This window comes from Aeromonas sp. QDB17, from assembly GCF_027705305.1.
Lineage (GTDB): Bacteria > Pseudomonadota > Gammaproteobacteria > Enterobacterales > Aeromonadaceae > Aeromonas > Aeromonas caviae.
Window position 1 is genome coordinate 1 of the sequence record NZ_JAPDBP010000033.1, and the last position, 24,475, is coordinate 24,475.

At 65.0% G+C, this 24,475-nt stretch carries 19 protein-coding genes and 1 pseudogene; 4 read left to right on the forward strand and 16 right to left on the reverse strand.

Annotated elements, in window-relative coordinates:
- Positions 1-75: 75 nt before the first annotated feature.
- A pseudogene (locus tag OKC41_RS19805) lies at positions 76-1,032 on the reverse strand (pullulanase-associated domain-containing protein); the annotation flags it as partial.
- A gap of 261 nt (positions 1,033-1,293) precedes the next feature.
- Here OKC41_RS19805 and OKC41_RS19810 point away from each other — a divergent pair.
- Positions 1,294-1,695 (forward strand): hypothetical protein, encoded by a 402-nt coding sequence (locus OKC41_RS19810; protein WP_201895090.1) that lies wholly within the window; start codon positions 1,294-1,296, stop codon positions 1,693-1,695.
- 15 nt (positions 1,696-1,710) lie between these two features.
- Here OKC41_RS19810 and dmeF read toward each other — a convergent pair whose 3' ends face one another.
- Positions 1,711-2,652: a CDF family Co(II)/Ni(II) efflux transporter DmeF gene (dmeF, locus tag OKC41_RS19815; protein WP_201895089.1), complete on the reverse strand. Its 942-nt coding sequence runs from the start codon at positions 2,650-2,652 to the stop codon at positions 1,711-1,713.
- Positions 2,653-2,723: 71 nt separating this feature from the next.
- Here dmeF and OKC41_RS19820 point away from each other — a divergent pair, with 71 nt between their 5' ends.
- Positions 2,724-2,999, forward strand: a complete 276-nt coding sequence (locus tag OKC41_RS19820; protein WP_041214512.1) for a metal/formaldehyde-sensitive transcriptional repressor — start codon at positions 2,724-2,726, stop codon at positions 2,997-2,999.
- Between the two features lie 28 nt (positions 3,000-3,027).
- Here the strand turns inward: OKC41_RS19820 and bcsC are convergent, their stop codons facing one another.
- Genes bcsC through bcsG form a run of 7 tightly spaced genes read right to left on the reverse strand, consistent with a single transcriptional unit; the run spans position 3,028 to position 14,896 of the window.
- A complete protein-coding gene (gene bcsC / locus OKC41_RS19825) occupies positions 3,028-6,468 on the reverse strand; it encodes a cellulose synthase complex outer membrane protein BcsC (RefSeq protein ID WP_270672300.1) in 3,441 nt (1,146 codons plus the stop codon).
- On the reverse strand, positions 6,453-7,562 hold the full coding sequence (gene bcsZ, locus OKC41_RS19830) for a cellulose synthase complex periplasmic endoglucanase BcsZ (protein ID WP_234922326.1): 1,110 nt from the start codon (positions 7,560-7,562) through the stop codon (positions 6,453-6,455). The genes bcsC and bcsZ overlap by 16 nt, the downstream gene beginning before the upstream one ends.
- Positions 7,563-7,565: 3 nt before the next feature.
- The gene (gene bcsB, locus OKC41_RS19835) at positions 7,566-9,791 is read right to left on the reverse strand and encodes a cellulose biosynthesis cyclic di-GMP-binding regulatory protein BcsB (RefSeq protein WP_201895087.1); all 2,226 of its coding nucleotides are present in this window, start codon (positions 9,789-9,791) and stop codon (positions 7,566-7,568) included.
- Complete coding sequence (gene bcsA / locus OKC41_RS19840; protein WP_201895086.1) at positions 9,788-12,355, reverse strand: UDP-forming cellulose synthase catalytic subunit; 2,568 nt, start codon at positions 12,353-12,355, stop codon at positions 9,788-9,790. The genes bcsB and bcsA overlap by 4 nt, the downstream gene beginning before the upstream one ends.
- Positions 12,352-13,014 (reverse strand): cellulose biosynthesis protein BcsQ, encoded by a 663-nt coding sequence (gene bcsQ, locus OKC41_RS19845; protein ID WP_201895085.1) that lies wholly within the window; start codon positions 13,012-13,014, stop codon positions 12,352-12,354. Before bcsQ ends, bcsA begins: the two co-directional genes overlap by 4 nt.
- Entirely contained in the window at positions 13,011-13,235 is a 225-nt protein-coding gene (gene bcsR / locus OKC41_RS19850; RefSeq protein ID WP_042014611.1) for a cellulose biosynthesis protein BcsR, read from the reverse strand. The genes bcsQ and bcsR overlap by 4 nt, the downstream gene beginning before the upstream one ends.
- A 14-nt stretch (positions 13,236-13,249) precedes the next feature.
- The gene (gene bcsG, locus OKC41_RS19855) at positions 13,250-14,896 is read right to left on the reverse strand and encodes a cellulose biosynthesis protein BcsG (RefSeq protein ID WP_201895084.1); all 1,647 of its coding nucleotides are present in this window, start codon (positions 14,894-14,896) and stop codon (positions 13,250-13,252) included.
- A 393-nt stretch (positions 14,897-15,289) separates the two neighbouring features.
- On the opposite strand from bcsG, the gene OKC41_RS19860 reads away from it, so the two are divergent.
- Together OKC41_RS19860 and OKC41_RS19865 are read left to right on the forward strand one after the other, a co-directional pair.
- A complete protein-coding gene (locus tag OKC41_RS19860; protein WP_201895083.1) occupies positions 15,290-16,486 on the forward strand; it encodes an amino acid aminotransferase in 1,197 nt (398 codons plus the stop codon).
- Between the two features lie 58 nt (positions 16,487-16,544).
- Positions 16,545-17,477 (forward strand): LysR family transcriptional regulator, encoded by a 933-nt coding sequence (locus tag OKC41_RS19865; protein ID WP_048206878.1) that lies wholly within the window; start codon positions 16,545-16,547, stop codon positions 17,475-17,477.
- A 16-nt stretch (positions 17,478-17,493) separates the two neighbouring features.
- Here the strand turns inward: OKC41_RS19865 and OKC41_RS19870 are convergent, their stop codons facing one another.
- The 7 genes from OKC41_RS19870 to OKC41_RS19900 form a co-directional block, all read right to left on the reverse strand.
- On the reverse strand, positions 17,494-17,817 hold the full coding sequence (locus OKC41_RS19870; RefSeq protein ID WP_010672837.1) for a DUF1820 family protein: 324 nt from the start codon (positions 17,815-17,817) through the stop codon (positions 17,494-17,496).
- Positions 17,818-17,934: 117 nt separating this feature from the next.
- Positions 17,935-18,816: a YjjW family glycine radical enzyme activase gene (locus tag OKC41_RS19875; protein WP_201895082.1), complete on the reverse strand. Its 882-nt coding sequence runs from the start codon at positions 18,814-18,816 to the stop codon at positions 17,935-17,937.
- Positions 18,817-18,826: 10 nt separating this feature from the next.
- Positions 18,827-20,353, reverse strand: coding sequence for a YjjI family glycine radical enzyme (locus OKC41_RS19880; protein ID WP_201895081.1), 1,527 nt, complete (start codon positions 20,351-20,353; stop codon positions 18,827-18,829).
- A gap of 122 nt (positions 20,354-20,475) precedes the next feature.
- On the reverse strand, positions 20,476-20,811 hold the full coding sequence (locus OKC41_RS19885) for an AzlD domain-containing protein (protein ID WP_010672834.1): 336 nt from the start codon (positions 20,809-20,811) through the stop codon (positions 20,476-20,478).
- A gap of 2 nt (positions 20,812-20,813) precedes the next feature.
- Positions 20,814-21,527 carry an AzlC family ABC transporter permease gene (locus tag OKC41_RS19890; RefSeq protein WP_039039458.1) on the reverse strand — a complete coding sequence of 238 codons (714 nt, stop codon included), beginning with the start codon at positions 21,525-21,527 and terminating at the stop codon, positions 20,814-20,816.
- 121 nt (positions 21,528-21,648) lie between these two features.
- The gene (locus OKC41_RS19895) at positions 21,649-22,125 is read right to left on the reverse strand and encodes a murein L,D-transpeptidase family protein (RefSeq protein WP_029313677.1); all 477 of its coding nucleotides are present in this window, start codon (positions 22,123-22,125) and stop codon (positions 21,649-21,651) included.
- Positions 22,126-22,527: 402 nt separating this feature from the next.
- Entirely contained in the window at positions 22,528-24,378 is a 1,851-nt protein-coding gene (locus tag OKC41_RS19900; protein WP_201895080.1) for a M3 family metallopeptidase, read from the reverse strand.
- Positions 24,379-24,475 lie beyond the last annotated feature (97 nt).

The window sequence follows — 24,475 nt, forward strand, 5'->3', positions numbered from 1 at the left end:
ATCGATTGGATCGGACATACTGAGTACAGTGAAACCAGAATAGAGCAATTAGATCACATCTTTAATCTGATTGGTATAAAGGGCATCGAGGGCACCGGCACTCTGCACCAGGGTCGCCCCCTGCAGGATGCCGTCCGAATCGGTCCCGATGGCGACCAGCTCACCCTTGAGCAGGGGCTTGAGATCTTTCCCCGCAGGCAGGGCGAAGGCGGCGGCATCCTTGAGATGCGGGTATTTGGCCTGCTGCTCTTCGGTCAGGCTGGTCGGGGTCAGCTTGAGGTAGGGGAAATCGAATACACCCTCGCTGTTTGCGGTGATGGTGCCTGACTCTGTGTAGTAGAGGCGCACATAGGGCTTGTCCTTGCCCCCTTGCCAAATCAGGGTGTTGTCGTCGATGAGATGGGCACTGGCCCCCGCCACGCCGAAGGCGGCGGTGAAGGCTTCCGCCCGGCTGCCGAAGATCTCGTTCTTGCCGGCGACGATGGCCACGGTGCGATCCGGGTGATCGCTGAAGACCACCTTCATGTCGCTGCCGGTCAGGTTCGCGAGATCGCCGTTGCGGGCGATGAAGTTGATGCAGCCTTCCATCTTGGAGAGCGGCACGACCCAGGCCGGACCAAAACTGTCCGCCGCGGACGGCGTCTTGCTCTTGTCATCCCAACCGGTGTTGAGGCCGCCCTCCGAGGTCGAGTTGCAGGCGTCGTTGTTCCACAGGTGCAGGCTGTGGCTGGCGAACGGGCCGGTGACACCGCGCGCCGCGCTGGTCTGGGTATCCACCAGGGCGATGACCGCTTCGTCGGGGCCGGCCGTCAGCAGTTCGGCCGGGGGCTGGACGTTGGGAAGACGAGCGACGGGCCCATCCTGGGTGCCGGGAGGAAGGGTCACATCCGGGTTGGTTGGCACATCAGGGGCAGTAGGGATCTCGGGGTTGGTAGGCAGATCAGGGACAGTAGAACTGTTGTCGTTACAGCCTGACAAAAGCGCGAGCAGTGAGGCTGTTACCAGCGCCACTTTGGTCTTTTTCATATCCATTTTTTTATAATTCCCGCTGTAGTTAGTCTCGATATCCGAGTACCCGGTCATTGCCGAGCGGTGCCATATTAATCAGCGGGAATTGCCGTAAATGTGAGCGGATGGGCAAAAAAAACCAATCCGCATCAACAAGATAACGTTTTCATAACGAAAGTTAGATCGCGCTCACAGACCTGGCACCGCTTTCGGCCCATACCAGCGTGAAGAGGGGAGCGAGTGACGAAATCAATGTCCAATCAAATGGATAGAGGGGGCTGGGTGATGAAACGGATTGAGGAGCAGGCCAGGCGGCTGGACCAGGAGTATCAGGGCATTGCCCAGTTGTTCGATCAGTTCTGCCAGCAGGCCGGCGTGCTCGCCGAACGCTATCACTTCTTCAACTGGCCGGATTATGAAGAGAGCCCTCCCCTCGCCCGCGCCTTCACCCTGCTGGGGGAACCACGGGAGCTGCGGCTGCGCTGTCAACCCGGTGAGGGGGGCTCCCTGAACGGCCTCCTCCAGGTGTGTGGCGAGGAAGGCAAGGTCCACGCCAGCCTGGGCTTTCGTGCCGACGGCCACCTGCTGCTGGAGCCGGGCCGCCTGCTCGACGACCCGCCGGGACTGCTGCTGAGGCTGATGCTGGGCTCCCTCTGGCAGGATAAGGGGAGCGAGCCCCCCCGCTGACACCCGCCAGGGGTATCAGTCGGCAGACACTTCGATGGTCAGGTGCACCAGCTCCTCGTGGATGGCGAGGCGCTCGCGGATCGCCTGTGCCGGGACCGGGGTCGCCATCTGCAACGACATCGCGGCGGCATACTGCGTCTGCCCCACCCGCCAGACGTGCAGATCGCGGATCTCGGCGTCAGGCAGCTCGGCGATCACCTCGCGGATCTCGTCCACCAGGGGCGCATCCATCTCCGCATCCAGCAAGACGCGCCCGGTATCACGCAGCAGCCCCCTGGCCCACACCGCCACCAGCACGGCCCCGGCGATGCCCATCAGGGGATCCAGCCAGTCCGCCCCCCACAACATGCCTCCCACCAGCGCCAGAATCGCCAGCACCGAGGTGGCCGCGTCCGCCAGCACGTGGAGGTAGGCGGCGCGCAGGTTGAGATCCTGATGGCCGTGGTGGTGATCGTGCGAGTGGTCGTGATGACCGTGATGGTGGTCGTGACCATGGTGATGGCCGTGATCGTCCCTGAGCAGCCAGGCACAGGCCAGATTCACCAGCAGGCCCAGCAGGGCAATGCCGATCGCCTGCTGATAATGGATGGGGCTGGGGTCCAGCAACCTGGCCACCGACTCGAACAGCATCAATCCCGCCACCCCCACCAGCAGCAGGGCGCTGCTGAAGCCCCCCAGCACCTCTATCTTCCAGGTACCGAAGCTGAACCTGTGATCCCGCGCGAAGTGGCGGGCAGCGCGATAGGCCAGCACCGAAAGGCCGAGGGCCAGGGCATGGGAGCTCATGTGCCAGCCGTCGGCCAGCAGCGCCATGGAGTTGTAGAACCAGCCCCCACCGATCTCCGCCACCATCATGACGACGGTGAGCAGCACGGCCCAGCGGGTCTTCTGTTCGGCCAGGGGATTCCCTTCGTGGACGACGGGGTGGTGGCAGTGGGATGAAGCGAGGGATGGCATGGATTTCTCCTGAAAACAAGGATGCTATATACTATACCCCAGTATAGTTTTATTGATCGAGAGGATCCTGGATGTCACACACGGTTCACGACAAGAAGAAGCTGCTGGCTCGGGTCAGGCGCATCAAGGGGCAGACCGGCGCCCTGGAGAGCGCCCTGGAACAGGAAACAGACTGCGCCGCCATCCTGCAGCAGATTGCCGCCATCCGCGGCGCCGTCAACGGCCTGATGCTGGAGGTGCTGGAGGGACACATGCGCGAGCATCTTGGCGCCGAGGAGGCGACCCATGCCGAGCGGCTGGAGGATCTGGATCAGGTGGTGAGGGTACTGCGTTCCTATCTGAAATAAGGGCGCCCTGTGATGACGGGCGCCCCTGTCAGTCGAAGTCCGCGTAGGGAGTGAGAGGCCTTGGCGGCATATCGAGATCCCCTTGCCAGGGCTTGAAGGTGTAGCGCAGGAACAGGGTGACATGGCTGGGGGCATAGTCATCCGCCTGCTGGATGTCCACCCGGCCACCGATGCGCCAGTGCTCCGTCAGCCTGTGTTCCACCACGCCATTCAGGGTGTAGCCGAATCCACTGCTACTGCTCCCTTTCACAGGCGCATTTCTGTCTGGCAAACCGCTTGGCAACAGGCCTTCCAGCGGGTAGCGGCGACTGTCGTCGGTACGGGCGTAGGACCAGGATCCCGATCCCCCCAGCTCCCACGACCAGTCCGGGGTACGCTGCCGGTAGCTCACCGGCACCGAGATCGAGAAGTACCCCTGCGGGCTGTAATACCCCCCCTGCCCCAGGGTATAGCCCCCCAGATCCTGCTGGTAGTGCCACAGCATGGTACTGATCCCCACGCTGGCACGGCGATGGGTCTCGTTGACGAACTTGTAATAGCCCCCTCCCATGAGCCGGGTGCGCCAGTTGTCGGGCACGTTCTTGCCGGTCAGCAGGTGCTGCTGGGCGCTGCCCCAGAACCCGACGGACCCTCCCAGATCCCGGCTGAGATCGAGGCGGACCCCGTTCGCCCGCACCCCGCCCCAGCTGATGCCCGTGCCCGGGTCCACCGTTCCCCCATAGGAGAGCAGCGAGCTGCTGACGGGCCGACGCGAGAGGGTCATCCCCCACCCCAGCGTGTGCCAGTCACCGGTCAAGGTGGCGCCACCAACCCAGTCCACCACCTCGAAACCGAGGGGCGTGGTCCCCAGATCGAACGCCCAGGCCCCCCGCTGCCAGCCTGCCGCCAGGGTGGTCCCCCGGCTCTGCTGGTGCGCGTCCCCGCGGCAGTCCCTGGCCGCACAGGTACCGAACTGCGCCCGGTAAGGGGAGTCCGGCAGATCTCCGGCATCCATGTCGACCAGTTCAAGGCGGCCGAAGGCGGTACCACCGGCCAGCGGCGTATCCAGTTGCGCCATCTGGGTCAGCGCCCGCAAATCCGAGTAGCCCCCGGTACCGCTGGAGCCCCAGTAATCGCTGTCGAGGGAGAAGGTGGTCTGGCTCTGCCGGTAATGCCTGTCGAGATCGCTGCGCAGGCCGGATGCCAGCCACCCCTCCCCATCCTGACTGCGGGCCAGCCGGGTCAGCTCGCCCCCCTCCAGATCCTCGCGGGGGGCCAGACCTGCGGCCACCAGCCCCTTGCGATCCCGCACCAGGGCCTCTTCCACATCATGCTCGGCAAAGCGCTGGCGGGCGGCATCGCGCCAGAACAGTGCCGCCTGCTGGGAGGCCGGTTGCAGCGCCACCAGGGGTTCGTAGTCGGTGAAGATGGCGCGGGCTGTCTCGCCCTCTCCCAGCGCCTGATAGAGATTGGCTACCTGGCGGTAGTAGTTGGCCCCCTCCGGGGGCAGCGGGCTGACCGGCCAGACGGGCAGCCAGTGACGGGCCTTTGCCAGATCGCCCCTGGCCTGGGCCAGTTCGGCCATGCCAAGCCTGGCCTCGGGCTGTTGCGGCGTGCGGGCAAGCACCTCCTGATAGCGCTGCTCCGCCAGTGCATAGGCCCCCCGATCCGTGGCCCACTCCGCCAGCATCAGGCTTACCTCTTCATCCGGCTGCAACGGCTGAAGCAGGCGTTCGGCCCCCTCATCATCCCCGGCCTCGTGACGCGCCCTCGCCCTGGCGAGCACCTCGTCACGGGCGAGGCGCTGATCCAGCGTATCCATGTCCTGTGTCCAGCCGGACCTAGGGATGGCGGCCAGCACCCCTCTCGCCTCCACCATCTTGTCCTGCCCCGAGAGATAGAGGGCGGTGGCGTAGCGCAGGGTGGCATCCTGCGGGTGCGCCGCCAGCCGTTCCCGCAAGAGCCGCTCCCCGCTACCGGCTTCCCCGAGGCGGGCCCGGGTATCGGCCACTCGATAGGCCAGCCACACCTCTTCCGGGGTCAGCGCGAGTGCCTGCTCGCGAAGGCGCAGCGCCGCCGCCACCTTGCCGGCCCGATCGAGCTGATCGGCCTCCTCCTGCAACAGCCCGGCCTTGAGCCGCCGCCCTTCGGCCTGCATCCCTGGGGTGCCCTGCTGCTCCAGCAGGGCCAGGGCACGTGCCGGATCCTGCTCCTTGTAGAGATCGAACAGGCGGGCCAGGGCCCGCTCCCGCGCGCTCCCCATGGCGAGCGCCTTGCGATAGGCGGACTCCGCGTCGGCATCGCGATGACGGCCACGCTCGCTGTCTCCGAGCCCCAGCCAGGCTTCGGGTTCATGCCCATCCTGGGCGATGGCACGGCGATACAGGGTCGCCGCCTCATCCCACTGCTCCCGTTCCAGGGCGCTGCGCCCCTGGCTCACCAGCAGCCAGTAGCGGTTGGTAGCCAGCAGGCTGCGCCATTTGTCCTTGTCGGTCACCTCGGGGTGTGCCAGCACCCGTTCAAACTGGGCGATGGCCAGCGCTCGCTGATCGTTGCGGGAGTAGGCCTGCCCCTGGGCCCCCATGAGTTCGGGATCCCCCGGGTTGGCAGCCAGGGCACGCTGCAAGCGGGAGATGGAGGCACCACCTCCCGCCGTGCTTGCGAGCGCCGACTGGCGTGCGCGATAGGCAGGCGAGGCCCACTTCTCCTCCTGGGCCGCGAGCAGCTGTTCCGCCTTGGTGGTATCCCCTTCGCCAAAGAGCACCATGTACTCCTGCAAGGCAGCGATGCTCCCGGGACCGATGGGCAGGGATTCGATGTCCGCGAGCCAGATCTCGGCGGCCTCGTCCCGCTGATAGGGATCTCGCGCCATCTCGCGCAACAGGTTCTGCGCCCCCTGGCGCCGACCCTCCGCCAGATAGAGGCGAGCCAGCCCGCCCCGCACTCTGGGCTCACCCGGATATTGCCGGTTGAGTGCCTCCAGGGCCGCCAGCCCCTTTGCCTTCATGGCCGGGATCCGTGTCTGCAACAGGGCATAATCCACCGCCACGTCGAGATTGGGGGGCAAATCACCGGAGAACAGGGAGCGATAGAGACGCTCGGCCTCCTCCAGCCTGCCGGCGCTGGTCAGCAGCCTGGCTTGTTGCAGTTGCTGGCGCCTGGCCGGTTCGTTCAGGGCCAGGTTGGCCATGCCCTGACGATAGAGCGCAGAGTCGGGGTCTTGCTTGCCAAGGCGGGCCAGCAGTGCCCCGGCCTCCTTGACCTTGCCCTGGCGCAGGGCCTGACGGGCCTGGGCTGCCAGCAGCTCCGGATGATCGGGCTCAACCAGGGAGAGGGAATAGAGGCTGTTGCTGACGAGATCTTCCCGCCCACGGGCCTCGCCAATCCTGACCTGCTCCAGCAGCCAGGCCACCGGCTGTACCGTCCCTTGCGCCAGGGCTCCGCTCATCAGGCAGGCGAGCAGGCACCCCAGGGTCACTCTGCCTGACATGACTCGCTCCAATCCGGCTGCAGGGTACCGTCGGCGGCAAAGCGATAACGCCCCTGATCCCAGCCTGCACCGAACAGGGTCAGCACGCTGCCGTAGTAGGCATCCGCATCCAGCCCGTGATCGGAGACCTGCTTGCGCAAGGTGACCTGCGCCGGCAAGCCCCGTGACAGGGGCAGGAGGGCGGCGGCAAAGCCGCTCGGCCCCTTGCCCTGAACCTGACCACTTTGGCTGGAGACCCGCTCGGGCAGATGACCCGATTCGGTCAGCTGCGCCAGCATGGGGGCAAAGTGGGCCACCAGGGAAGCCCTGGCGGGATCCTCCTCGCTCAACATGCCGAGCCAGAGATAGACGCGGATGGCGTCATAGCCACCAGTGTCGCCCTTGTCCGCCGTCACCTGCCATCCCTTGTCGGCCTGCCAGTCCACCCAGTCCGGGGCAAAGCCACGGGGCGCACTCTCCTGCAGCAGCTTGGGCAAGAGGGCCCGCATCTCGCCCCAAGGCCCCTTGAAGGAGGCGAATCTGGCCAGCAGTTGTGGAGGCAGATAGCTGGGGTTGAGGGTCCAGCGTCCCTCTCCCTCATAGCCTTTCGCCCCGGGCAGCAACACGGGGCCGAGACCCGGCAGCGTGGCGACCTCCTCCCGAGCGATGCGGCGCAGCAACAGGGTGCCGAGGGCAGAGTAGCTGTGGTTGTCCCACAGGCGACCCGCCTCCAGCAGGCTGTAGGCTATCCAGAGATCCGAATCGGACGCGCTGTTTGCATCCAGCACACCCCAACTGCCGTCCTGCTGCCTGCCCCAGAGCCAGGATGGCAGGAAGCCGGTCAGATCCCCGCGGGCGAGCTGCCGCTCCGTCCAGTCGAGCAGGCGGGCAAAGGTCTCCCTGTCATCGTTGACCAGGGCGAAGAAGAGGGCATAGCTCTGGCCTTCCGAGGTGGTGATGCGGCGCCCCTCGGCAGGGTCGATGACCCTGCCCTCTTCGCTGATGTAGTGCTGGCGAAAGTGATCCCACTCCGGCCAGTGGCAGACGGCCTGCGCCGGGAGGGAACAAAGGGCCCAGAGGAGCAGGGCACCACAGACATTTTTCATCTGAGTCATCTCTTAATCTTCCTTCAGACGGCGGCGACTGGCACTGGCAAGCAGCACCCGCAGGCCCCAGCCCAGTACCAGCATGCAGAGCAGGGTCAGCCCGGCAAGACGCACCGGATAACGGGCAAACAGTTGCCAGAGACGCTCCCACCACGGCAGGTAGCCCACCTCGTAGCGATCCCCCACCACCAGGCTCTTCACCCCGGATTCCCGGATGATGGCCACCGAGCCTGCCACCTGATCGCGCAGGGTCCGGGTCTGCAGGGCATCATTGAGCAATGTGACCCCCGCCGGCCCATCCGCCAGCAAGGCCACCAGGCTGCGCTGATCATGGGTCGGCGATTGCAGCCCCAGGATGACGGCGATGGCCCGATTGCCCGTCATGCCCACCCGGGCCTGGGGCTGGCGATCGGCCATGGTGTGCAGCAGATCTCCCTTGTGCTGGCGGGTTGGCTCGTTGACCCAGCTGCGCGTGGATTGCAGCAGGGCATCGGGAGCCAGATCCCCTCGAAACTCCTCCGGCAGGGTGCCGATGAGCAGGGTATCCCGATCCGCGGTGCGCGCTCGCTCCCAGTCGTCCAGAACCTGCAGGGAAAGCGCCGGATACCCGGTCTCGGCCCCGATGGCACCGACGGCATCGAGCAAGGTGGTGATCTGCCCGGGATGGGGTCTGGCCGGCATGACAATCTGGGTGTCGGCGAGATCCGCCATCCGGCTGAACGGGAAGCCGGCATAGGCGAACGCCTTGAGGTCGGGCATCTCGATGAAGTGGCGATAGCCGGTGAAGTCGATGGTGGAGCCCTCGTCGATGCGCACCTGATGGGCTGGCGGCATCACCAGGTCGCAACGGCCATCCTCCGTTCCTCCCATGTATTGCTGGGCATACTCGAACGAGAAGCTCAGACTGTTGGCCTGGGTGGTCTTGAGCCCGGGCATGCGCAGCGCCATGGTGTCGCCGTCGTCGGCAAACCAGAGCGGCAGGGTCAGCAACCGCTCACTCTTGACCTCGCCGGGCTCGAGCGTGAACGACTTCATGAGCTGGCCGTTGACCCCCACATCCAGCCGGGAACCGTCGCGCAGGGTGGGCGAGGTGTGGTGATACTTCAGCTCCGTCCTGATGCCGTTCTCCCCCAGCAGATAGAGATCCGGCGGCAGGCGCAGCGTCAGGCTCATGGGCCACAGCGTGCGTCCCGTTGCCTGCAACTGGCCCGGGTACTCCGTGAGCTCATCAAAGCGCATCTTGCGATCCAGTCGCACCCAGTTCGGGGCGTCGTAGGGTTGACGCGGCGAGAGCGGCTTCACCTCGTCCACCATGACGCTCTGGCCACGCAGCATGACATCGCCTCGCGCCAGCCCCTGCACCGCCGTCAGCAGATCCTGCTGATCCCGCCCCAGGATCAGCAGCAGCTTCACATAGGGGTTGTCGGGGGAGCTGATCATGTCGATGGTGGGCCCCTTCACCTCGGGATAGTCCACCAGGAAATCGGGGCGCGCGTCATTGGTGGCAAAGATCACGGCGTTGCGATCCGGCAACTGGTTGATGAGCACCGGGAAATGCTGGCCCCGCCACTGGGCCTTGGTGCCGAACCAGGAGGCCAGCACCGCCGCCGCCTGCTGCTGCTCCGGGGGTACTGAGCCCGTGAACACCATGGGCAGAGTCAGCTTGCCATTGTCCCGCACGTCGAGGAACGGCATGGGGAAGAAGGAGAGCTCGTTGCGCACCGGCAGGGTCTGCAACTGCAGGGTCAGCTTGCTGTCCCGGTTGACGTTGAGCCAGAGGGTATCGCTCGCCGGGTTCTCGCACACTTTCTGATAGTGGCCAACGAAGCTCACCTTGAGGCGGTTGAAATCCTTGGCATAGCGGGGATCCAGCTCGATGCTGGCATGGGTCATCGTCCCCATCTGATCCTGGTTGAGAGCCGTCACCCCCATCAGCTCGTCATTGAGATAGACCTTGACCTGGGAGATGAGCGGCAGCAGGGAGGGCGATGGCGTGAAGTTCAGGTCCAGGGTGGCCCGGGTCACCACCTCGTCCCGCCGCACGGTGAAGTCGGCCAGTCCGTCTGGCGCATTGCCGCGCAGGGAGAGGGTGCCTGGCGATGACGCCATCTGTTCGAAGCTCATCCCCTGGGTGCGCACCGGAGCGGGAACGGGCGGCAGGGGGCCGACGGCCTCGGCGGCGGTCGCACCCTGCGCCATCAGCAGGAGAGGAATAAGGTAGCGTTGTGGTTTCATCATCCTTTCACTGTCTGTGAGGTCGGAGTCCCGGCCCGGAAATCTGGGGAGACGCGACGGGGAACGAAGGAGAGGAGCCAGCGAGCCAGCTTCTCGAGGAGGATACAAACAAAGCCGATGGGTGAGGTACGGGCCAGACGCCAGTAAGCCCCCCAGCCGAGCAGGGTAATGTCGATCAGGCTGTGGAGGGGGCGATCCTTGCCCAGACGCTGCTGCCACAGGGACCAGGTATCGGCCCGGGCGAAGGTGCACTGGATGAACTCGACATGCTGTGCCTGCGCCATGGGCTCCAGCTCCAGTCCCAGCTTGCAGCCGAACACCCGCTGCACCTTGGCGGCGAACGCCTGCTCCCGCTGGTCATGGCGCAGCAGCAACCAGACCCTCTCCTTGTCGGCCAGGGGCAGGGGCGCCTCGAGCAGCACCCCGACCCCCCCGTTGGAGTAATCCCTGACAGTACAGGGGTAGAGGTGACCGTTCGCCAGCCTGATGGCCGCCGGCATTACCATCTCCACCCTGGGATTGGCACGGACCTGCCGCGACTCGAAGGCCACCGCCAGGGCGCCGCCCAGTATGGTCATGTTGTAGAGGGTCCAGATCATGCTGAGGATCAGGGTCGGCACCTCGTCGGCAGGGCCGGTGCCGATGCGCCAGAGGCCGAACCCCAGCCCGCACAGATTGAGCAGGATCAGCAGCAGATAGGGGCGGGAGACCGACAGATCGAGGAACACCTCCTCCGTCATCTCCCCCTTGGCGGTCACGTTGAACGTCCCCTTGTGGGGTGCAAAGAGCGCCACCGTGGTCGGCCTGGCGATGTACCAGGCCAGCACCGTCTCATAGACCTCGCCCCAGAAGGAGTGGCGCACCTTGCCCTGCAACCGGGAGTTGGTCAGGGCGCTGTGGAAGATGTGCGGCAACATGTAGAGGGCGATGGCCGCCGCCGGGGCATAGATGATGTAGGCGTGCAGGATCAGGAAGGCGAGCGGCGCCGTCAGGAAGATGAGCCTCGGTATGCCCGAGAGGAAATGCAGCATGGCATTGAAGTAGCACAGCCGCTGCCCCAGCTTGAGCCCCTTGCCGAAGAGGGGGTTGTCCAGACGCAGGATCTGCACCATGCCGCGCGCCCACCGGATGCGCTGACCGATGTGGGCAGAGAGGCTTTCGGTGGCCAGCCCCGCCGCCAGCGGGATCCGGATATAGGCCGAGGTGTAGCCGAGGCGGTGCAGCCGCAGGGAGGTGTGGGCATCCTCGGTGACCGTCTCCACCGCGATGCCGCCGATCTCGTCAAGGGCAGTGCGCTTGATGACGGCACAAGAGCCGCAGAAGAAGCTGGCATCCCACATGTCGTTGCCATCCTGCACCAGGCCGTAGAAGAGAGCCCCCTCGTTCGGCATCTTGCGAAACCGTTGCAGGTTGTGTTCGAACGGATCGGCGGAGAAGAAATGGTGGGGGGTCTGGACCACGCCCAGACGGGGATCCCGGTAGAACCAGCCCACCGTCATCTGCAGGAAGGAGCGGGTCGGCAGGTGGTCACAGTCGAAGATGGCGACCAGATCCCCGGTGGCCATCTTGAGGGCGTGATTGATGTTGCCCGCCTTGGCGTGCTCATGGGTCGACCGGGCCACATAGCGGATCCCGGCCTCCTCGGCGAAGTCGCGAAACGCCGCCCGCCCCCCGTCGTCAAGCAGCCAGATGGTCAGCTTGTCGGCGGGCCAGTCGAGCCCCATGGCGGCGTAAACAGTCCCCTTCACGATGGCGAGATCCTCGTTGTAGGTGGGGATCATCAGATCCACGCTGGGCCACTGGGCCGGATCCGCCGGCAGTTGTGCCGGAGGGCGATGCAGGGGCCATGCGGTCTGCCAGTAGCCGAGCAGCAGCACCAGCCAGGCATAGGTCTCGGCGGCCAGCAGCAGCAGGCCGCAGGCCAGGCTGACGGGATCGAACCAGTCGAGGGTCGAGGTGTAGCGCCACCAGATGTAGCGGCAGGAGATAGTGAGGGAGAGCACCATCATCATCAGCATGGGATAACGGCCCGGCACGGCCCGCAGGATGAAGGCCATGGCCGCCAGCAAGAGGACGAACACCAGTTGCGCCTGCAGGGTGAACGGCTGGGTGACGCAGAGCAGGGAGAGGCTCCCGGCCACCACGCAGAGCAGCACGCTCTTCCAGCGTGCCTCGCGGGGCGTGGCCCTGGCGGCGGCCAGCCCTTTCTCCTCCTGGCGGGCCAGGAAGGCGCCGAGAGCCTGGGTGCCCCGGTGCCAGATCCGCTGCCAGGAGGCAGGCCAGCGCAGAGGGATGGGCTGTGGGCGACGCACTATCATCCAGAGGCTCTGCAACAGAACGCGCAGGGGATCCCCCACCCGGGGGTGCGTCAGCTGGGGATAGAGCCCCCGGGCATGGCCCAGCACCCATTGCCAGCCATGACGCTCGAGGGGGAAGATAACCCAGGCCAGCAGCCAGCCCAGGGTCAATGCGGCCGCCCCCGGGCGGGAAGCCCCCCGCTCGCGCAGTGCGCCATAGCGCTGCGAGCACCAGAGGCCCGCAGCCGGCGTCAGCAGCCGCACTCTCATCGGGGCGCCTCCCCCTCTGCCAGACACCAGGTCGCCAGGGCGGCCAGCTCGTGGGCAACCAGACTGGTGGGGGCATAGCGGCCGACCGGCAGCTTGGCAGCCATGGCCTCCGCCATGGCTTCGTCCCTGTGCAGATGAAGATTGAGCAGAGGGAGCCCCCCTGCCAGCCAGAGATCCAGCAGCCCCTGCTGCAGGGCCCGCTGGCTGGAGAACTGGGTCACCAGCAGACGCTCATCGGCCGCCCAGGAGTGGCGGTGAAGCCGCACATGGCAGTTGGCATCCGCATTGACCACCAGCAAGCGCCTGCAGGGGATGACGGGGGTCATGCCCCGGGGCAGATCCAGCAGCACCAGATCATAGCCATCGATCCCCGCCAGCCACTCGGCTGACGCCCCCTCCCCCCCGCCATGGGAGAGCAGATCCAGTCCCTCCTCCCGGCGGTGAAGCGCTCCTCGCCACTCCCGCGCCGGCTGGGTCAGCCGGCTCCAGCCTCCCGGATCGTCATGGGGCAGGCCAAGATGGATGCCAAGCTGGTTGTCCGGGCAGAGATCCACCGCCAGCACCCTTGCCCCCTGCTCATGGGCAGCCTGGGCAAGCCCCGCCACGATGGCGGTGGTCCCCACGCCTCCCCGGATCCCCTGCAGGGCGATCACCTTCATGCAGACCTCCCCTCGCCTGTCCCCTCGGGCCCTTTCACCGCCACCTCCGCCAGCAGGGGGAAGCGTGCGCACAAGGCGGCGAGCCGCTCCCTGGCGGCAATATCCTGGTAGGAGAGGCTGACACCAAAGGCCTGCTGGACCATGGCCACGTCATTGATCACCGAACCCTCCACCGGTACGCCGAAGGGGGTCTGCATGTCTGATTGCCGTTCGCTGCGCATCGTCACCTCCGGTCTCATTGGGGATAGGGGACCCAGTCCCCCTGCCCCAGCTTGATGTGGTACTTGCCCTGATATTCGATCACCACCGAGCCCTGGTTCTCGGACACCGACGGGGTCTGCGGCAGGTCGCCCAGCAGGGCATCCCAATCGATGGTATCGCTCCCGAACACATCCTTCCCCACCAGCCTGGAGACCAGTTCTGATACCGCCAGGAAACTGCTGGGGGTGTCCACGTTGCGGGTCGCCTCGTGGGGCGCCTTGGTACCAAGCAGGGCAACCCCCACCGGCACCTGGGTGATGCTCGGGCTGGGAATGTCCCGCAGCCCGGCCATCTGCATCTTGTCGCCGGTGAGAGCGGCGCCGTGCTCAGGCACCATCACCACGGCCACCTTGCGGCCGGATTGCTCCAGCGTCGTCATGAAGTCGTCCAGCTGATCCAGCAGGGTCTTGAGCCTCGCCTTGTAGGGCGCTATCTGGCGGCTCGCCACATAGCGGTTGCCATCGTGCAGGGCGATGAGGTTGAAGAAGGTGACGTTGCGTGCCGCCTGACTCTGTGTCCGCTCGTTCAGCCAGCGGCCGAACAGGGCATCCCCGCGATAGATGGGTTCGCCATCGAAGGAGGCGAGGTCATGGGCCAGCCCCTTCTTGTCCATGGGGGTCACATCCAGCCCGGCATACTGCTGCAGGCCGGTCAGGTAGTTGCCAAAATCCCCCGAGTGATCCATGGCCACCTGTTTGGCAAAGCCGAGCTGGGCCAGGTTCTCGAACAGCAGACACTGCTTCGGCGCCGTCACATAGAGCCCCTGGTGGCTGGTCTGCCCGCAACTGGCCCGCAGCAGGCGAATGGAGCTCGGGCCGCTGTAGGAGGTGGCGGAGTTGAAGCGGTTGAAGCGAATGTCGAAGTGGGACCAGACCGGGTGCCCGGTCAGGCCGCTCGCCTCCACGTCACGCCAGGCCAGGGAGCAGACATTGATGATGAGCACATCGAAGGGGGTCGCCTGGGCTGGCAGGCTCTCCGGGAAGTGCACCAGCCTCTCCTGCTCCTCCCGATAGAAGTCATCGAGATAGGCGTTGAGGTTCTCGTTGGTCGGCGGGGCACTCTGGTCAAGCTGCTCCTCCATGGGCAGCACTGAGGGGCGGGTCTCCTCCCGGGGCGTGTTCAGGGCGTGCTCGCTCGCCCCCTTGCTGCTCGCGAAGGGATTGCTCACCTGGGGAGAGACCCAGAGCCAGAGCAGCGCCAGCAGGATCCAGGGGGTGAAGCGCAACCACTGGGCGATGAACAGATAGAGCGTCAGCAGCACGAACCCCGCGCCGACCATCTCCCAATTGATGAAACGCCCGAGCAGCTCAGCCCAGTAATCCAGGGTGAAGGAGAAGACCTGGCTACCCTGGGCACGAATGCTCTCTATCCCCGGCAACCAGGTATCGTGATAGAAGATCCCCGCCCCCACCGGCAACGCCAGCCAGTGCCGCGCACGGCGCCACCCGGCCCTTGGCAGGGGAAAGATCAGGAAGGCGGCAAACACCAGGTTGATCAGGGGGTGGAAGTTGAGATATCCCCCCCAGAGCAGGGCGAACTTGGCAAGAAAATAGACATTCCAGCCACCCAGGCCGTGCCAGTCCAGCCAGGGGGAATCGGCATCAGAAACATGTCGGGTCATCGGCGATGAGTCACCTGTTATCGTGGGCCCCCCGAAGGGGCCGGGCACACTGCAATGGTTGTCAAAAGAATAGCCTGACTATTATGCAACTATTTCTTTTGTCTCAGGCGGCGCCGAACCTGGCTCCCCCGGATGGGTGGGAGGGGAATGAGAGGGGCCGTATGCATCCATATATTATCCAAACGATGCCGATAAGGCAGCCTTCTCTGACAAAATGGGGGGAACGTGCAGACGGGATGCAGGATCCTGGCAAGGGCCCCGCATTCACCACTGCGACAGACTTTGTCAGCCCTGTCGCCATCTCGAACAACTTGAGGCCACCTCTGGATTGCGCCATCATATCGGCCCGGCTGATGGCCGGCCGAATTGGACAGTCAACTTCAAGGACCCCCCATGTTTGAACACGTCGATGCCTATGCTGGCGACCCCATACTGACGCTAGTCGAGACCTTCCACAAAGATACCCGCGAGCAGAAGGTGAACCTGGGGATTGGCCTCTATTACGACGAGCAGGGCCGCATTCCGCTGCTGCCGTCGGTGCAGCAGGCCGAAGCGCAGCGCGCCGCCGCCCCGGCCCCACGCCCCTACCAGCCGATGGAAGGCGCCGCCAACTACCGTACCGCGGTGCAGCACCTGCTGTTCGGTGCCGACCACGAAGCGGTCAAGGCGGGTCGCATCGCCACCATCCAGACCATCGGCGGCTCCGGCGCGCTGAAGATCGGCGCCGATCTGCTCAAGCGCTACTTCCCGACCTCCGAGGTGTGGGTCAGCAATCCTACCTGGGACAACCACAAGGCGATGTTCGAGGGGGCCGGCATCAAGGTGCACGACTACCCCTATTACGATGCGGCCACCGGCGGCGTGCAGTTCGACGCCATGATCGACTGCCTGAGCAGCCTGCCGGCCAAGAGCATCGTGCTGCTGCACCCCTGCTGCCACAACCCGACCGGGGTGGATCTCTCCCGTGCCCAGTGGGACCAGGTGATCGCCCTGGTGGTCGAGAAGAACCTGATCCCCTTCATGGACATCGCCTATCAGGGCTTCGGTGACGGGCTGGAAGAGGATGCCTATGCCATCCGCGCCATGGTGGCCGCCGGCGTCAGCTTCTTCGTCAGCAACTCTTTCTCCAAGAACCTCTCCTTCTACGGCGAGCGCTGCGGCGGCCTGTCGGTCATCTGCCAGGATGCCGAAGAGGCGAGCCGGGTGCTGGGCCAGATGAAGGCCACCGTGCGCCGCAACTACTCCAGCCCCCCCACACACGGCGGCCAGATCACCGCGGCGGTGATGAGCCTGCCCGAACTGCACGCCATGTGGGTCGGTGAGGTGACCGAGATGCGCACCCGCATCAAGGCCATGCGCCAGAAGCTGTTCGAGGTGCTGAGTGCCAAAGTGCCGGGCCGCGATTTTGGCTACTTCATCAACCAGCGCGGCATGTTCAGCTACACCGGCTTCACGCCGGAGCAGGTGGACCGCCTGCGGGAAGAGTTCGCCGTCTATCTGGTGCGCTCCGGCCGCATGTGTGTGGCGGGCCTCAACAGCCGCAACGTCGACTACGTGGCCGACGCCATGGCCGCTGTGCTCAAGGGCTAAGCCCGCAAGCCCCGCTCAGGCGGGGCTTTTCGTTTGTCCCCTTGCCCGTGGAACCGTGATGGATCTCATTGCCCTCTCCCGCCTCGGCGGTCGCCACCTGGTGACCCTGCATCTGCTGCTCGACACCCGCAGTGTCACCCGCAGCGCCGAGCGCCTCTGCACCACCCCCTCCACCGTCAGCAAGACCCTCAACCAGTTGCGCGAACTGCTGGGGGATCAACTGCTCTACCGCCAGGGCAATCAGTTGCTGCTGACCCCGTTTGCCGAACGCCTCGGCCCGACGCTGCGCCGCCTGCTGGGGGAGCTCAACGGCCTCACCAGCCAGGAAGGATTTGCCCCTGCCAACTGGCAGGGGGAGCTGAACCTGGCGATGCGGGAGAGCAGCATGATCTGGCCCATGGGAGCCGTACTGGGTCAGTTGATGCAGGAGGTGCCGGGGCTGATGCCCGTCGTGCGTAACAAGGACGAGCAGGGACTGGCTGCTCTGGCGGCGGGCAAACTCGACTTCGTGATCCTGCCCCACGATCAGAGCCAGCCCGGGGTCAATCAGCCCGGTCTCGTCTGGGAAAACATGCGGGAGGATGAGCTGGTCTGCCTGATGCGCGCGGATCATCCGGCGTTGACGCGCCCCTGGGATCTCGATGCCTACCTGAGCTGGCGCCACATCGCCATTCGCGATCAGGAGCTGGCCGATCCCTTCTTCGAGCAGAGTCTGGCCCAGCGCCAGGTACGGCGCAGACTGGGGGCCACCCTGCCGGATTTTGGCAGCGCCGCCGCCCTGCTGCGCCAGAGCGATCTCATTCTCACGGCCGTGAAGGGCTGGGCTACCCGGGCTTGTACCCAGGGGCTGGTGAGCCGCCCTGTCCCCTTCGATTACGGCGCCGTGACCCACAGCCTGGTGTGGTATGGCCCCCTGGGGGAAGATCCCGCCCTGCGCTGGTTCCGTCAGCGCATCCTGCAACTGGCCCGGGAGCTGGACGCCCCACAATGATGCCTGGCGGCAGGAATCAGGGTTTCTTGGTGTAGATGGGGCCTGGGAAAGAGGTGACGTTGTTGCCCAGCTCGGTGATGCGGGCGGCCCCCTGCTTGCGCACCTGATCGACCCGCAGCACGTGGTGCATGGGAATAAGGGTGCGGGTGACGTCGGCAAATTCGCTCTTCAGCTTCTCGTGGCTGGGGTCGACGATGAGCGCCGTGTGGTTGTCCCACACGAAGTGGGCGATCTCGATGAAGCCGAATAGCTGGCCCTGATTCACCTCTCTTACATAGACTTCGTAACGCTCGCTGTGACAAATGAACTGCACTCGATAAAGGGCGTTGGATTCACTCATGGGTATCTGTTGGTGATGGACGGTTTACCCATTCTAGCCGTCCCCTCGGACAGCCCCTATAGACAGAGTTCACAGTTGCGTCATATCGGGTCTCAGCATCCCGACGTGCCGCAGAGCTCAGATCGCAGGCAGCATCACGGCCCCAAACCCCTTGTCCTTCAATGCGTTGGCAAGCACTGTCAGGTCAGCCGACCCGGCTTCTGGCCATGACAGCGCCTCCCCTCGCACCCCGTGGTGGCGAAAACCGTTGAGGCGGATGGGTACGGGTCCCAGCGACAGCAAAAAGGTCGTCAACGCCTCCTGCAGCGCGCCGGTGGCATCGAGAAAATCGCTCCGCCCCGGCACCAGCAACAGCCGCACCTCCGCCAGCTTGCCCGCCTGCGCCAGCAGTTGCAGCGACGCCAGCACCCGCTCGCGGCCCCGCCCGGTCAGGGCCAGATGCACAAGCTCGCGCCACCCCTTGAGGTCTATCATGGCGCCGTCCAGCACCGGCAGCAGCCGCTGCCAACCCGTTTTCCCCAGGGATCCGTTGCTGTCGAGCAGGCAGGTGAGACGGGCCAGATCCGGCGCAGCCTTGATGGCCGTGAACAGGGCGATCACGAAGGGCAGCTGGGTGGTAGCCTCCCCGCCAGAGACGGTGACGCCGGTGAGCAGCGGGCCATAGCGACGCAGCAGGGCCAGCACCTCTGCCACCGACATCTGGCGCGTCTTGGGGTTGGCACTGCGCGGGCAGGCCTCCAGACAGGCGTCGCAATCGGTGCAGAGCGCCTCCTGCCAATGAACCTTGCCCTCGCTCATGGTGAGGGCGCCACTCGGGCAGACCGCAAGGCAGTCGCCGCAATCGTCGCACAGCCCGATAGTGTGGGGATTGTGACAACCGGGGCAGCGGAAGTTGCACCCTTGCAGAAACAAGACCAGCCGGTTGCCCGGCCCGTCTACGCAGGAAAAAGGCAGCACCCTGCTCACCAGGGCGCTGCGCGTCAGCAGAGCTTCATCCATCGGACTCGGCTCAGTACTGGCTGATGGTCGACTCATTGGCCACCACTCGCGGTGCCCGCTGGCGAATAGCGGTCACGTCACTCGCCTCGGCACCAAGACAGGTGGTCTGCAACCGCGAGCCCTCCTCTGCGAAGCGGGCCACGTCGCTCTTGCGGATCATGTAGCCGGTCACCCGAACCAGATCGCTGTCGGCCACGTTGGCGGTGAACTCGCGCATGCCGATGGCGAGCGCCCCCTTGCAGAGCTGCAGCAGCGCCTGCGGATTCTGGCGGATGGTGGGCTCCAGAGTCAGGATCTCGCTGATCCCCGAGTGGTAGTAGCCGTGGTGCGGCGCCAGCGCCAGCACATGGCTGGCCGGATCCGGCTCCTGCCCGTAGGGAATGCGTACCCCCGGGGTCACCGCCACATCGATGCTGAGGCCGCCCTGTGAGTGCAGCAGAGCGTGCCCACCCCAGGCATGGGCCTGCGGCGTCGCAGTAACATATTCCGAAAGCTGGGCCGAGATGCGATAGCCAAGCTGATTTGCCTCTTCGTCGTGACCGTAGCGGCCCGGCAGATTCTCTTTATCCATCAAGATGTTGACCGCTTCCGCCATGCCGTAGATGCCGAACATGGGGACGAAGCGATCCTCATCCAGCAGCCCCTCCTTGACCAGGAAGCTGTCGAAGAAACCGGACTCCTCGTGCAGGAAGGCGGCGCGCACCGCGATCAGCTGGGACGTGAGGCGGCAGTAGTGGGGCAGCAGACAACCGAGGAAGTCATCGATCCCCTGTGCCTGCTCGGCGACCCGCTTGAGGGAGATGCGCACCAGGGTGTTGGCACCACCGGCCTGCGGCAGGGCGTTGTAGCAGCTGACGATGCCAAAACCACGCTGGTCGAAGGTATCGCGATGGATCGGGTAGTTGGCGATGTGCGGCTTGCTGCACTCGGCGATATTCTTCACCGCCAGCAGCAGCAGATCGTCGGGAGTCTGCTCTGGATCGTGGAAGAAGGTGAGGTTGGGGGCCACCTGCTTGAGCTCGTTGTCGATGCGCAGGATCAGGCGGCAGATCCGGTTGTCGTTGGGACCAATGTTGACGTGCATAAAGGCGTCCGGCAGCACCCGGTCCAGATAGATCCAGAACCCTTTCAGCTTGCGGTAGAGAGTCTCGTCATCCAGCTCGCCGACAAAGGGGAGCAGCAGCTGATCGAGCCGTCCCAACCAGACCGGCATGCCGGTGACGGAAGGAACGTGGTGATAGAGGATGCGCAAGGCATCGAGCGCTTCATCGAAATCCCGCGGCGCTGCCAGCTCCAGCCAGGCTGAGCCCTGGGTCAGGAACTTCTCGTAGTCCGGCAGCACATAGCGCGGCTTGTAGGGGGCGTGTCCCTCGAACATGTCGCACAGCACCCCTTGCGTCATCGCCTCGGCGACGTCTGCAGGCAACTCGGGGTAAGGCAACGCGTTTTCGGCGGCGAGCGCCAGGGCCCGACTCTTCTGGGCCGGTGAGAACAGAGGGTCGCGCACGATGCGCTGGCAGGTTTCGGTGAAGGACATAGTTCACTCCGTGGCGGGTGGAACCAAAATCCTCACACTTGGGAGGCCTTTTTTGAAGTGACATTCCCAACAGGGCGGATATCCCATCAAGACATCCGCTATGCCGGATCACGACACATCCTTCACCAGGGCCAGAACAGGGCCACGCCCCCCAGCCAGCGCAGCAGGAAGAAGCCCCCCATGCCGACGACCACCACCACCAGGGTAGGCAGGCGCAGCAGGGTCAGCACCGTCACCAGCAGGGTGGCGGCCAGGTAGTCCGGATCCCAGTCCAGCCCGTGGCCGGGCTCATAGCTGAAGACGATGGGCAGCCAGATGGCGGTCAGCACCGACTGGGCCGAGAAGCTGAGGAAAGCCCCCATCTCGGCCCCCGGTTGATAGCGGGTCAACCGCGAGAAGAAGGCAAAACGGTTGAAGAAAGTGATCAGGGCCAGCAGCCCTATCATCAGCCAGCCCATGATCACCTCCTCATCCGGTGCAGCACATAGCCCACCACCATGCCGGCCAGGGCCGAGACGATGATGTGGATCTCCGCCAGCAGCGGCTTGGTGACGAGCGCCGTCCCGCCGCTCACCAGGGTGGCCGCCACCATGGGCAGGTTCTTCATGGCGGGGAGCGTCATGGCGATAAAGGTGGCGGCGATGGCAAAATCCAGCCCCATCTTGTCCAGCCCGTCAATGTACTGGCCGGCGGCGATGCCGAGCAGGGTCGCCAGGTTCCAGAACAGATAGAAGACAAAGCCCGCGATGAGCGCATAGGCGGGATTGAAGGCGCCGCTGCGCTCCCTCTCTTTCAGCGCCACCGCAAACATCTCGTCGGTCAGGAAGAAGGCGAGACTGGCCCGCCAGCGCAGGGAGAGCGGCAGCACGTCGCGCCGGAAGGTGAAGCCATAGAGCAGATGCTGGGAGGTGATCACCATGGTGGAGCCCATGATGGGCAGCAGCGGCGTCCCCGCCCCGAACAGGGTGGTGGCCGAGAGCTGGGCCGCCCCCGCATAGACCAGCAGCGACATCAGCTGTGCCTGGAGCGGGCTCATACCCGCCTGAAGCGCCAGGGCGCCACACAGTATCCCCCAGGGGATGACGGAAATGGAGAGCGGGAGCATATCCAGGGTGGCACGCCACCAGAGCGCCCCCGTGCGCTCGGGCGCAGGGAGGCGGGTTTCCGACATCATGGGATCATCCTTGTCACAGCCAATGCGAACCGGGAAAACTAGCACGGCACAGGAGGCAGTGTCACGCCATGGTCTGCGACAAATGCAACGCCCGCATGAGAGCGGGCGTTGGCAGGCGGGATCAGGGCTCGATGATGATGGGGGTGCCTGGCTCGATGGCGTTCCAGATCTCGTCCATCTCGTGGTTCAGCACCGCAATGCAGCCATTGGTCCAGTTGGACGGCTGCACCCTGCGATCCCCCAGGCTGTTGCGCTGGCCGTGGATCATGATCATGCCGCCCGGGTTCACACCCAGCTCGTTGGCGCGCTTGATGTCGTCCAGATTCGGGTAGTTGATGTGAATAGCCTTGTAGAAACCGGAGTTGCTCTTCTTGTAGTCCAGGGTATAGCGACCTTCCGGGGTACGCTGATCCCCCTCACGCTGCTTGTGTCCTTTGGGAGCCGGGCCCAGGGCAATCCAGTAGCGCTTCACTTCCTTGCCATCCTTCATCAGGGTCAGGCTGTAACTCGACTTCTTCACCACCACCATATCGGCGGACAGAGTGGCAAAACTCAACGCGGGCCACAGCCCCAGCAAACACAGCAATACGGCTCTCACTATCCATCCCTCTGCGAGCCTTCTGGGCTCTCTTGTTAGCAAATCATCTGAATGTCGCCACTCTCTGGTGGCGAGCGAGCGCCATGATATGGGATCGCCGTGAATACTCAATATATCGGGAGAAACATATCTGTGGCCAGCAGGGGGAAATGGCCGTCAACCCGCCATGCAGAGGCCCTGCCAAGGGCTGGGCGTCGTCTCTTGCCTGCAACCGGGCACCTCAGCGCAGGTCGTCAAGGCCAGGAAGATGGCGCAGGGAGAAAAACCAGCGGGCAGCGCCGCCGCCAGTGACACTTGAGCCTGTCCACCCGCCAATCCCCGGCTGGCACCATGGGGTCAGGCCATCTCAACGCACAAGAAAAGAGCCCCTGATGGGGCTCTTTTGACTGTGCAACACCGGGCTCAGGCCTGGGTCACTGGTTCGGCGGTCTCAAGGCGCCGGATCCAGGCCTCGAACTCTGCCAGCATGCGCGCCTCGGACTCGCTGTTGTCGGCGATGAGCTCGGTCCCGTGCACCACCCGGATATGGGCGTCGAGGGGTGTCCCCTCCCCTGCCGGTGGGCGCTGCCGCGCCGCCGCCATGCACGCTTGTGCCTGTTGCCACGCCTCGGCGGCACTCCGGTTGCACGCCTCTGCCAGCGGCACCGCACTGAAACCCTCGCCGGTGAGGCTCTGCAGCGTCTCGTCATGGGTCATGCCGTTGCCCGGTCCCCAGTAGTGGGCGGCCAGATCCGGTCCGATGCGCGGGTTGTCGGTGAGGTAGCCGTCGCGTTTCAAGAAGTAGGCGCGGGTCTGCTCCACCGCCATCAGCGCCAGCAGATAGCCGTGATAGGCGCAGGCCGACTCCTGGTTCAGAAGGTGCGGGATGGCCAGCAGCGGGCGCGGGCTCTCCACCCCCAGGATCTTGCGCTCCCACTTGCGGGCCAGGGCCAGCACGGCGGCCGGGGTGCGCTCGCTCTCTGCCATGGCGTAGAGATCCCGCTCGAAGTAGGCCACCAGCGCAATCTGGCGCTCGTTGAAGGCGCGAAATGGCTGGCGCGCTTCAATCATGGCCTGGATAAGCGCATCGGGGATGGGTTCTCCCGCCGCGTTTCTGGCATAGCGCTTGAGCCAGTCCGCATCGTCCAGCAGGCTGTCGCAGAACATGGACTGGGTCTCGGCATAGGCCATGGAGGTGGGCGGAAACTCCTGGGAGAAGCAGGGGGCGTTGCCGGTGACGTTGGCAAAGTGCGCCGCGTGGCCGCCCTCGTGGAACAGGGTGTTGAGCCCGCTCCAGCCGCTGCCCACCTGGGCCGGATTGGCCAGGCTGGTGAAGTTGACCACCGCTGGCACCCACTCCCCCTCCTGCCAGAAGCTCGGCACCGGGCCGTGACAGAAGCCGTTCTCGTATTTTCCCTCCCGGGTCAGCAGATCCAGGGTGAGGGTGGCACCGCGGTACTGGATGCCGAGGCGGCGGAAGCTCTCGACCCAATCCTTCAGCGCCCGGGAGAAAGGCACGTAAGGGTCGAGCTGGCGGGTCACGTCGCCGCTCACGCTGTAGCGCAGGTTGTGGGGCAGCAGGGCTGCTTCCCCCTTGGCCGCTTTCAGCTCCGCCAGACTCTGGTGCAAGCGGGCATCGGTGCGGGCGATGAAGTCGTCAAGAATGGCAAACAGCTGCTCCGGGCTCATCTGCTCGTTCTTGTGCACCTTGTAGTCGAAGTAGTCGCGATAGCCCATGGCACGGGCGAAGCGGTTGCGCAGCGCGACGATGTCAAGATAGCCGTTGTCGACCACCCACTGCTCCAGGGTGTGGAACATGGCGAGCGCGCTCTGGCGCACCGCCTCGTCGCTGCTGGCGGCCAGCGCCGTGCTGGCGGCGGGCAGACTGCCGGGCACCTGGCGGCCCTGCTCACCCAGCAAGGTGAGCTTCAACCCCTTGCGACGGGCGAAGAGATCCGCCTCGGCGGCCACCAGCTCGTCCATCAGGGCGGAGGCACCGGGATCTTCGATGACGTTGCACTCGAAGAAGGCGATCCAGCCCCCCAGGCCGCGCCTGAGATCCGCCTCTTCGGCCTGGGTATGCATCTCCCGCAGCACGGGCAGGCGGGCAGGATCGGCACAGAACGCCTTGTAGGCCTGTTCGGCCGCGGTGAAGCCTGCCTGATCGTCGCTGGTGCCCATGTAGGTGGACCAGAACAGGTCCTCCTTGCGTCTGTGCACCTGCAGGTAATCGGCATTGAGCTGGTTGAGATAATTCCTGGCAATGGAACTCATAACTTCCCTCTTGTTATGGGGCAACCACGGGGGCGCCCACTCCTTTTTGGTGAAATGCCAACCCATTCACACTTCTTGCAAATGGAGCAGACAAATT

What these genes read in the sequence shown, in the direction of transcription:
- OKC41_RS19810 (WP_201895090.1), top strand. Translation starts at nt 1,294, where the DNA reads ATGAAACGGATTGAGGAGCAGGCCAGGCGGCTGGACCAGGAGTATCAG.
- dmeF (WP_201895089.1), bottom strand. Translation starts at nt 2,652, where the DNA reads ATGCCATCCCTCGCTTCATCCCACTGCCACCACCCCGTCGTCCACGAA.
- OKC41_RS19820 (WP_041214512.1), top strand. Translation starts at nt 2,724, where the DNA reads ATGTCACACACGGTTCACGACAAGAAGAAGCTGCTGGCTCGGGTCAGG.
- bcsC (WP_270672300.1), bottom strand. Translation starts at nt 6,468, where the DNA reads ATGTCAGGCAGAGTGACCCTGGGGTGCCTGCTCGCCTGCCTGATGAGC.
- bcsZ (WP_234922326.1), bottom strand. Translation starts at nt 7,562, where the DNA reads ATGACTCAGATGAAAAATGTCTGTGGTGCCCTGCTCCTCTGGGCCCTT.
- bcsB (WP_201895087.1), bottom strand. Translation starts at nt 9,791, where the DNA reads ATGATGAAACCACAACGCTACCTTATTCCTCTCCTGCTGATGGCGCAG.
- bcsA (WP_201895086.1), bottom strand. Translation starts at nt 12,355, where the DNA reads ATGAGAGTGCGGCTGCTGACGCCGGCTGCGGGCCTCTGGTGCTCGCAG.
- bcsQ (WP_201895085.1), bottom strand. Translation starts at nt 13,014, where the DNA reads ATGAAGGTGATCGCCCTGCAGGGGATCCGGGGAGGCGTGGGGACCACC.
- bcsR (WP_042014611.1), bottom strand. Translation starts at nt 13,235, where the DNA reads ATGCGCAGCGAACGGCAATCAGACATGCAGACCCCCTTCGGCGTACCG.
- bcsG (WP_201895084.1), bottom strand. Translation starts at nt 14,896, where the DNA reads ATGACCCGACATGTTTCTGATGCCGATTCCCCCTGGCTGGACTGGCAC.
- OKC41_RS19860 (WP_201895083.1), top strand. Translation starts at nt 15,290, where the DNA reads ATGTTTGAACACGTCGATGCCTATGCTGGCGACCCCATACTGACGCTA.
- OKC41_RS19865 (WP_048206878.1), top strand. Translation starts at nt 16,545, where the DNA reads ATGGATCTCATTGCCCTCTCCCGCCTCGGCGGTCGCCACCTGGTGACC.
- OKC41_RS19870 (WP_010672837.1), bottom strand. Translation starts at nt 17,817, where the DNA reads ATGAGTGAATCCAACGCCCTTTATCGAGTGCAGTTCATTTGTCACAGC.
- OKC41_RS19875 (WP_201895082.1), bottom strand. Translation starts at nt 18,816, where the DNA reads ATGGATGAAGCTCTGCTGACGCGCAGCGCCCTGGTGAGCAGGGTGCTG.
- OKC41_RS19880 (WP_201895081.1), bottom strand. Translation starts at nt 20,353, where the DNA reads ATGTCCTTCACCGAAACCTGCCAGCGCATCGTGCGCGACCCTCTGTTC.
- OKC41_RS19885 (WP_010672834.1), bottom strand. Translation starts at nt 20,811, where the DNA reads ATGGGCTGGCTGATGATAGGGCTGCTGGCCCTGATCACTTTCTTCAAC.
- OKC41_RS19890 (WP_039039458.1), bottom strand. Translation starts at nt 21,527, where the DNA reads ATGATGTCGGAAACCCGCCTCCCTGCGCCCGAGCGCACGGGGGCGCTC.
- OKC41_RS19900 (WP_201895080.1), bottom strand. Translation starts at nt 24,378, where the DNA reads ATGAGTTCCATTGCCAGGAATTATCTCAACCAGCTCAATGCCGATTAC.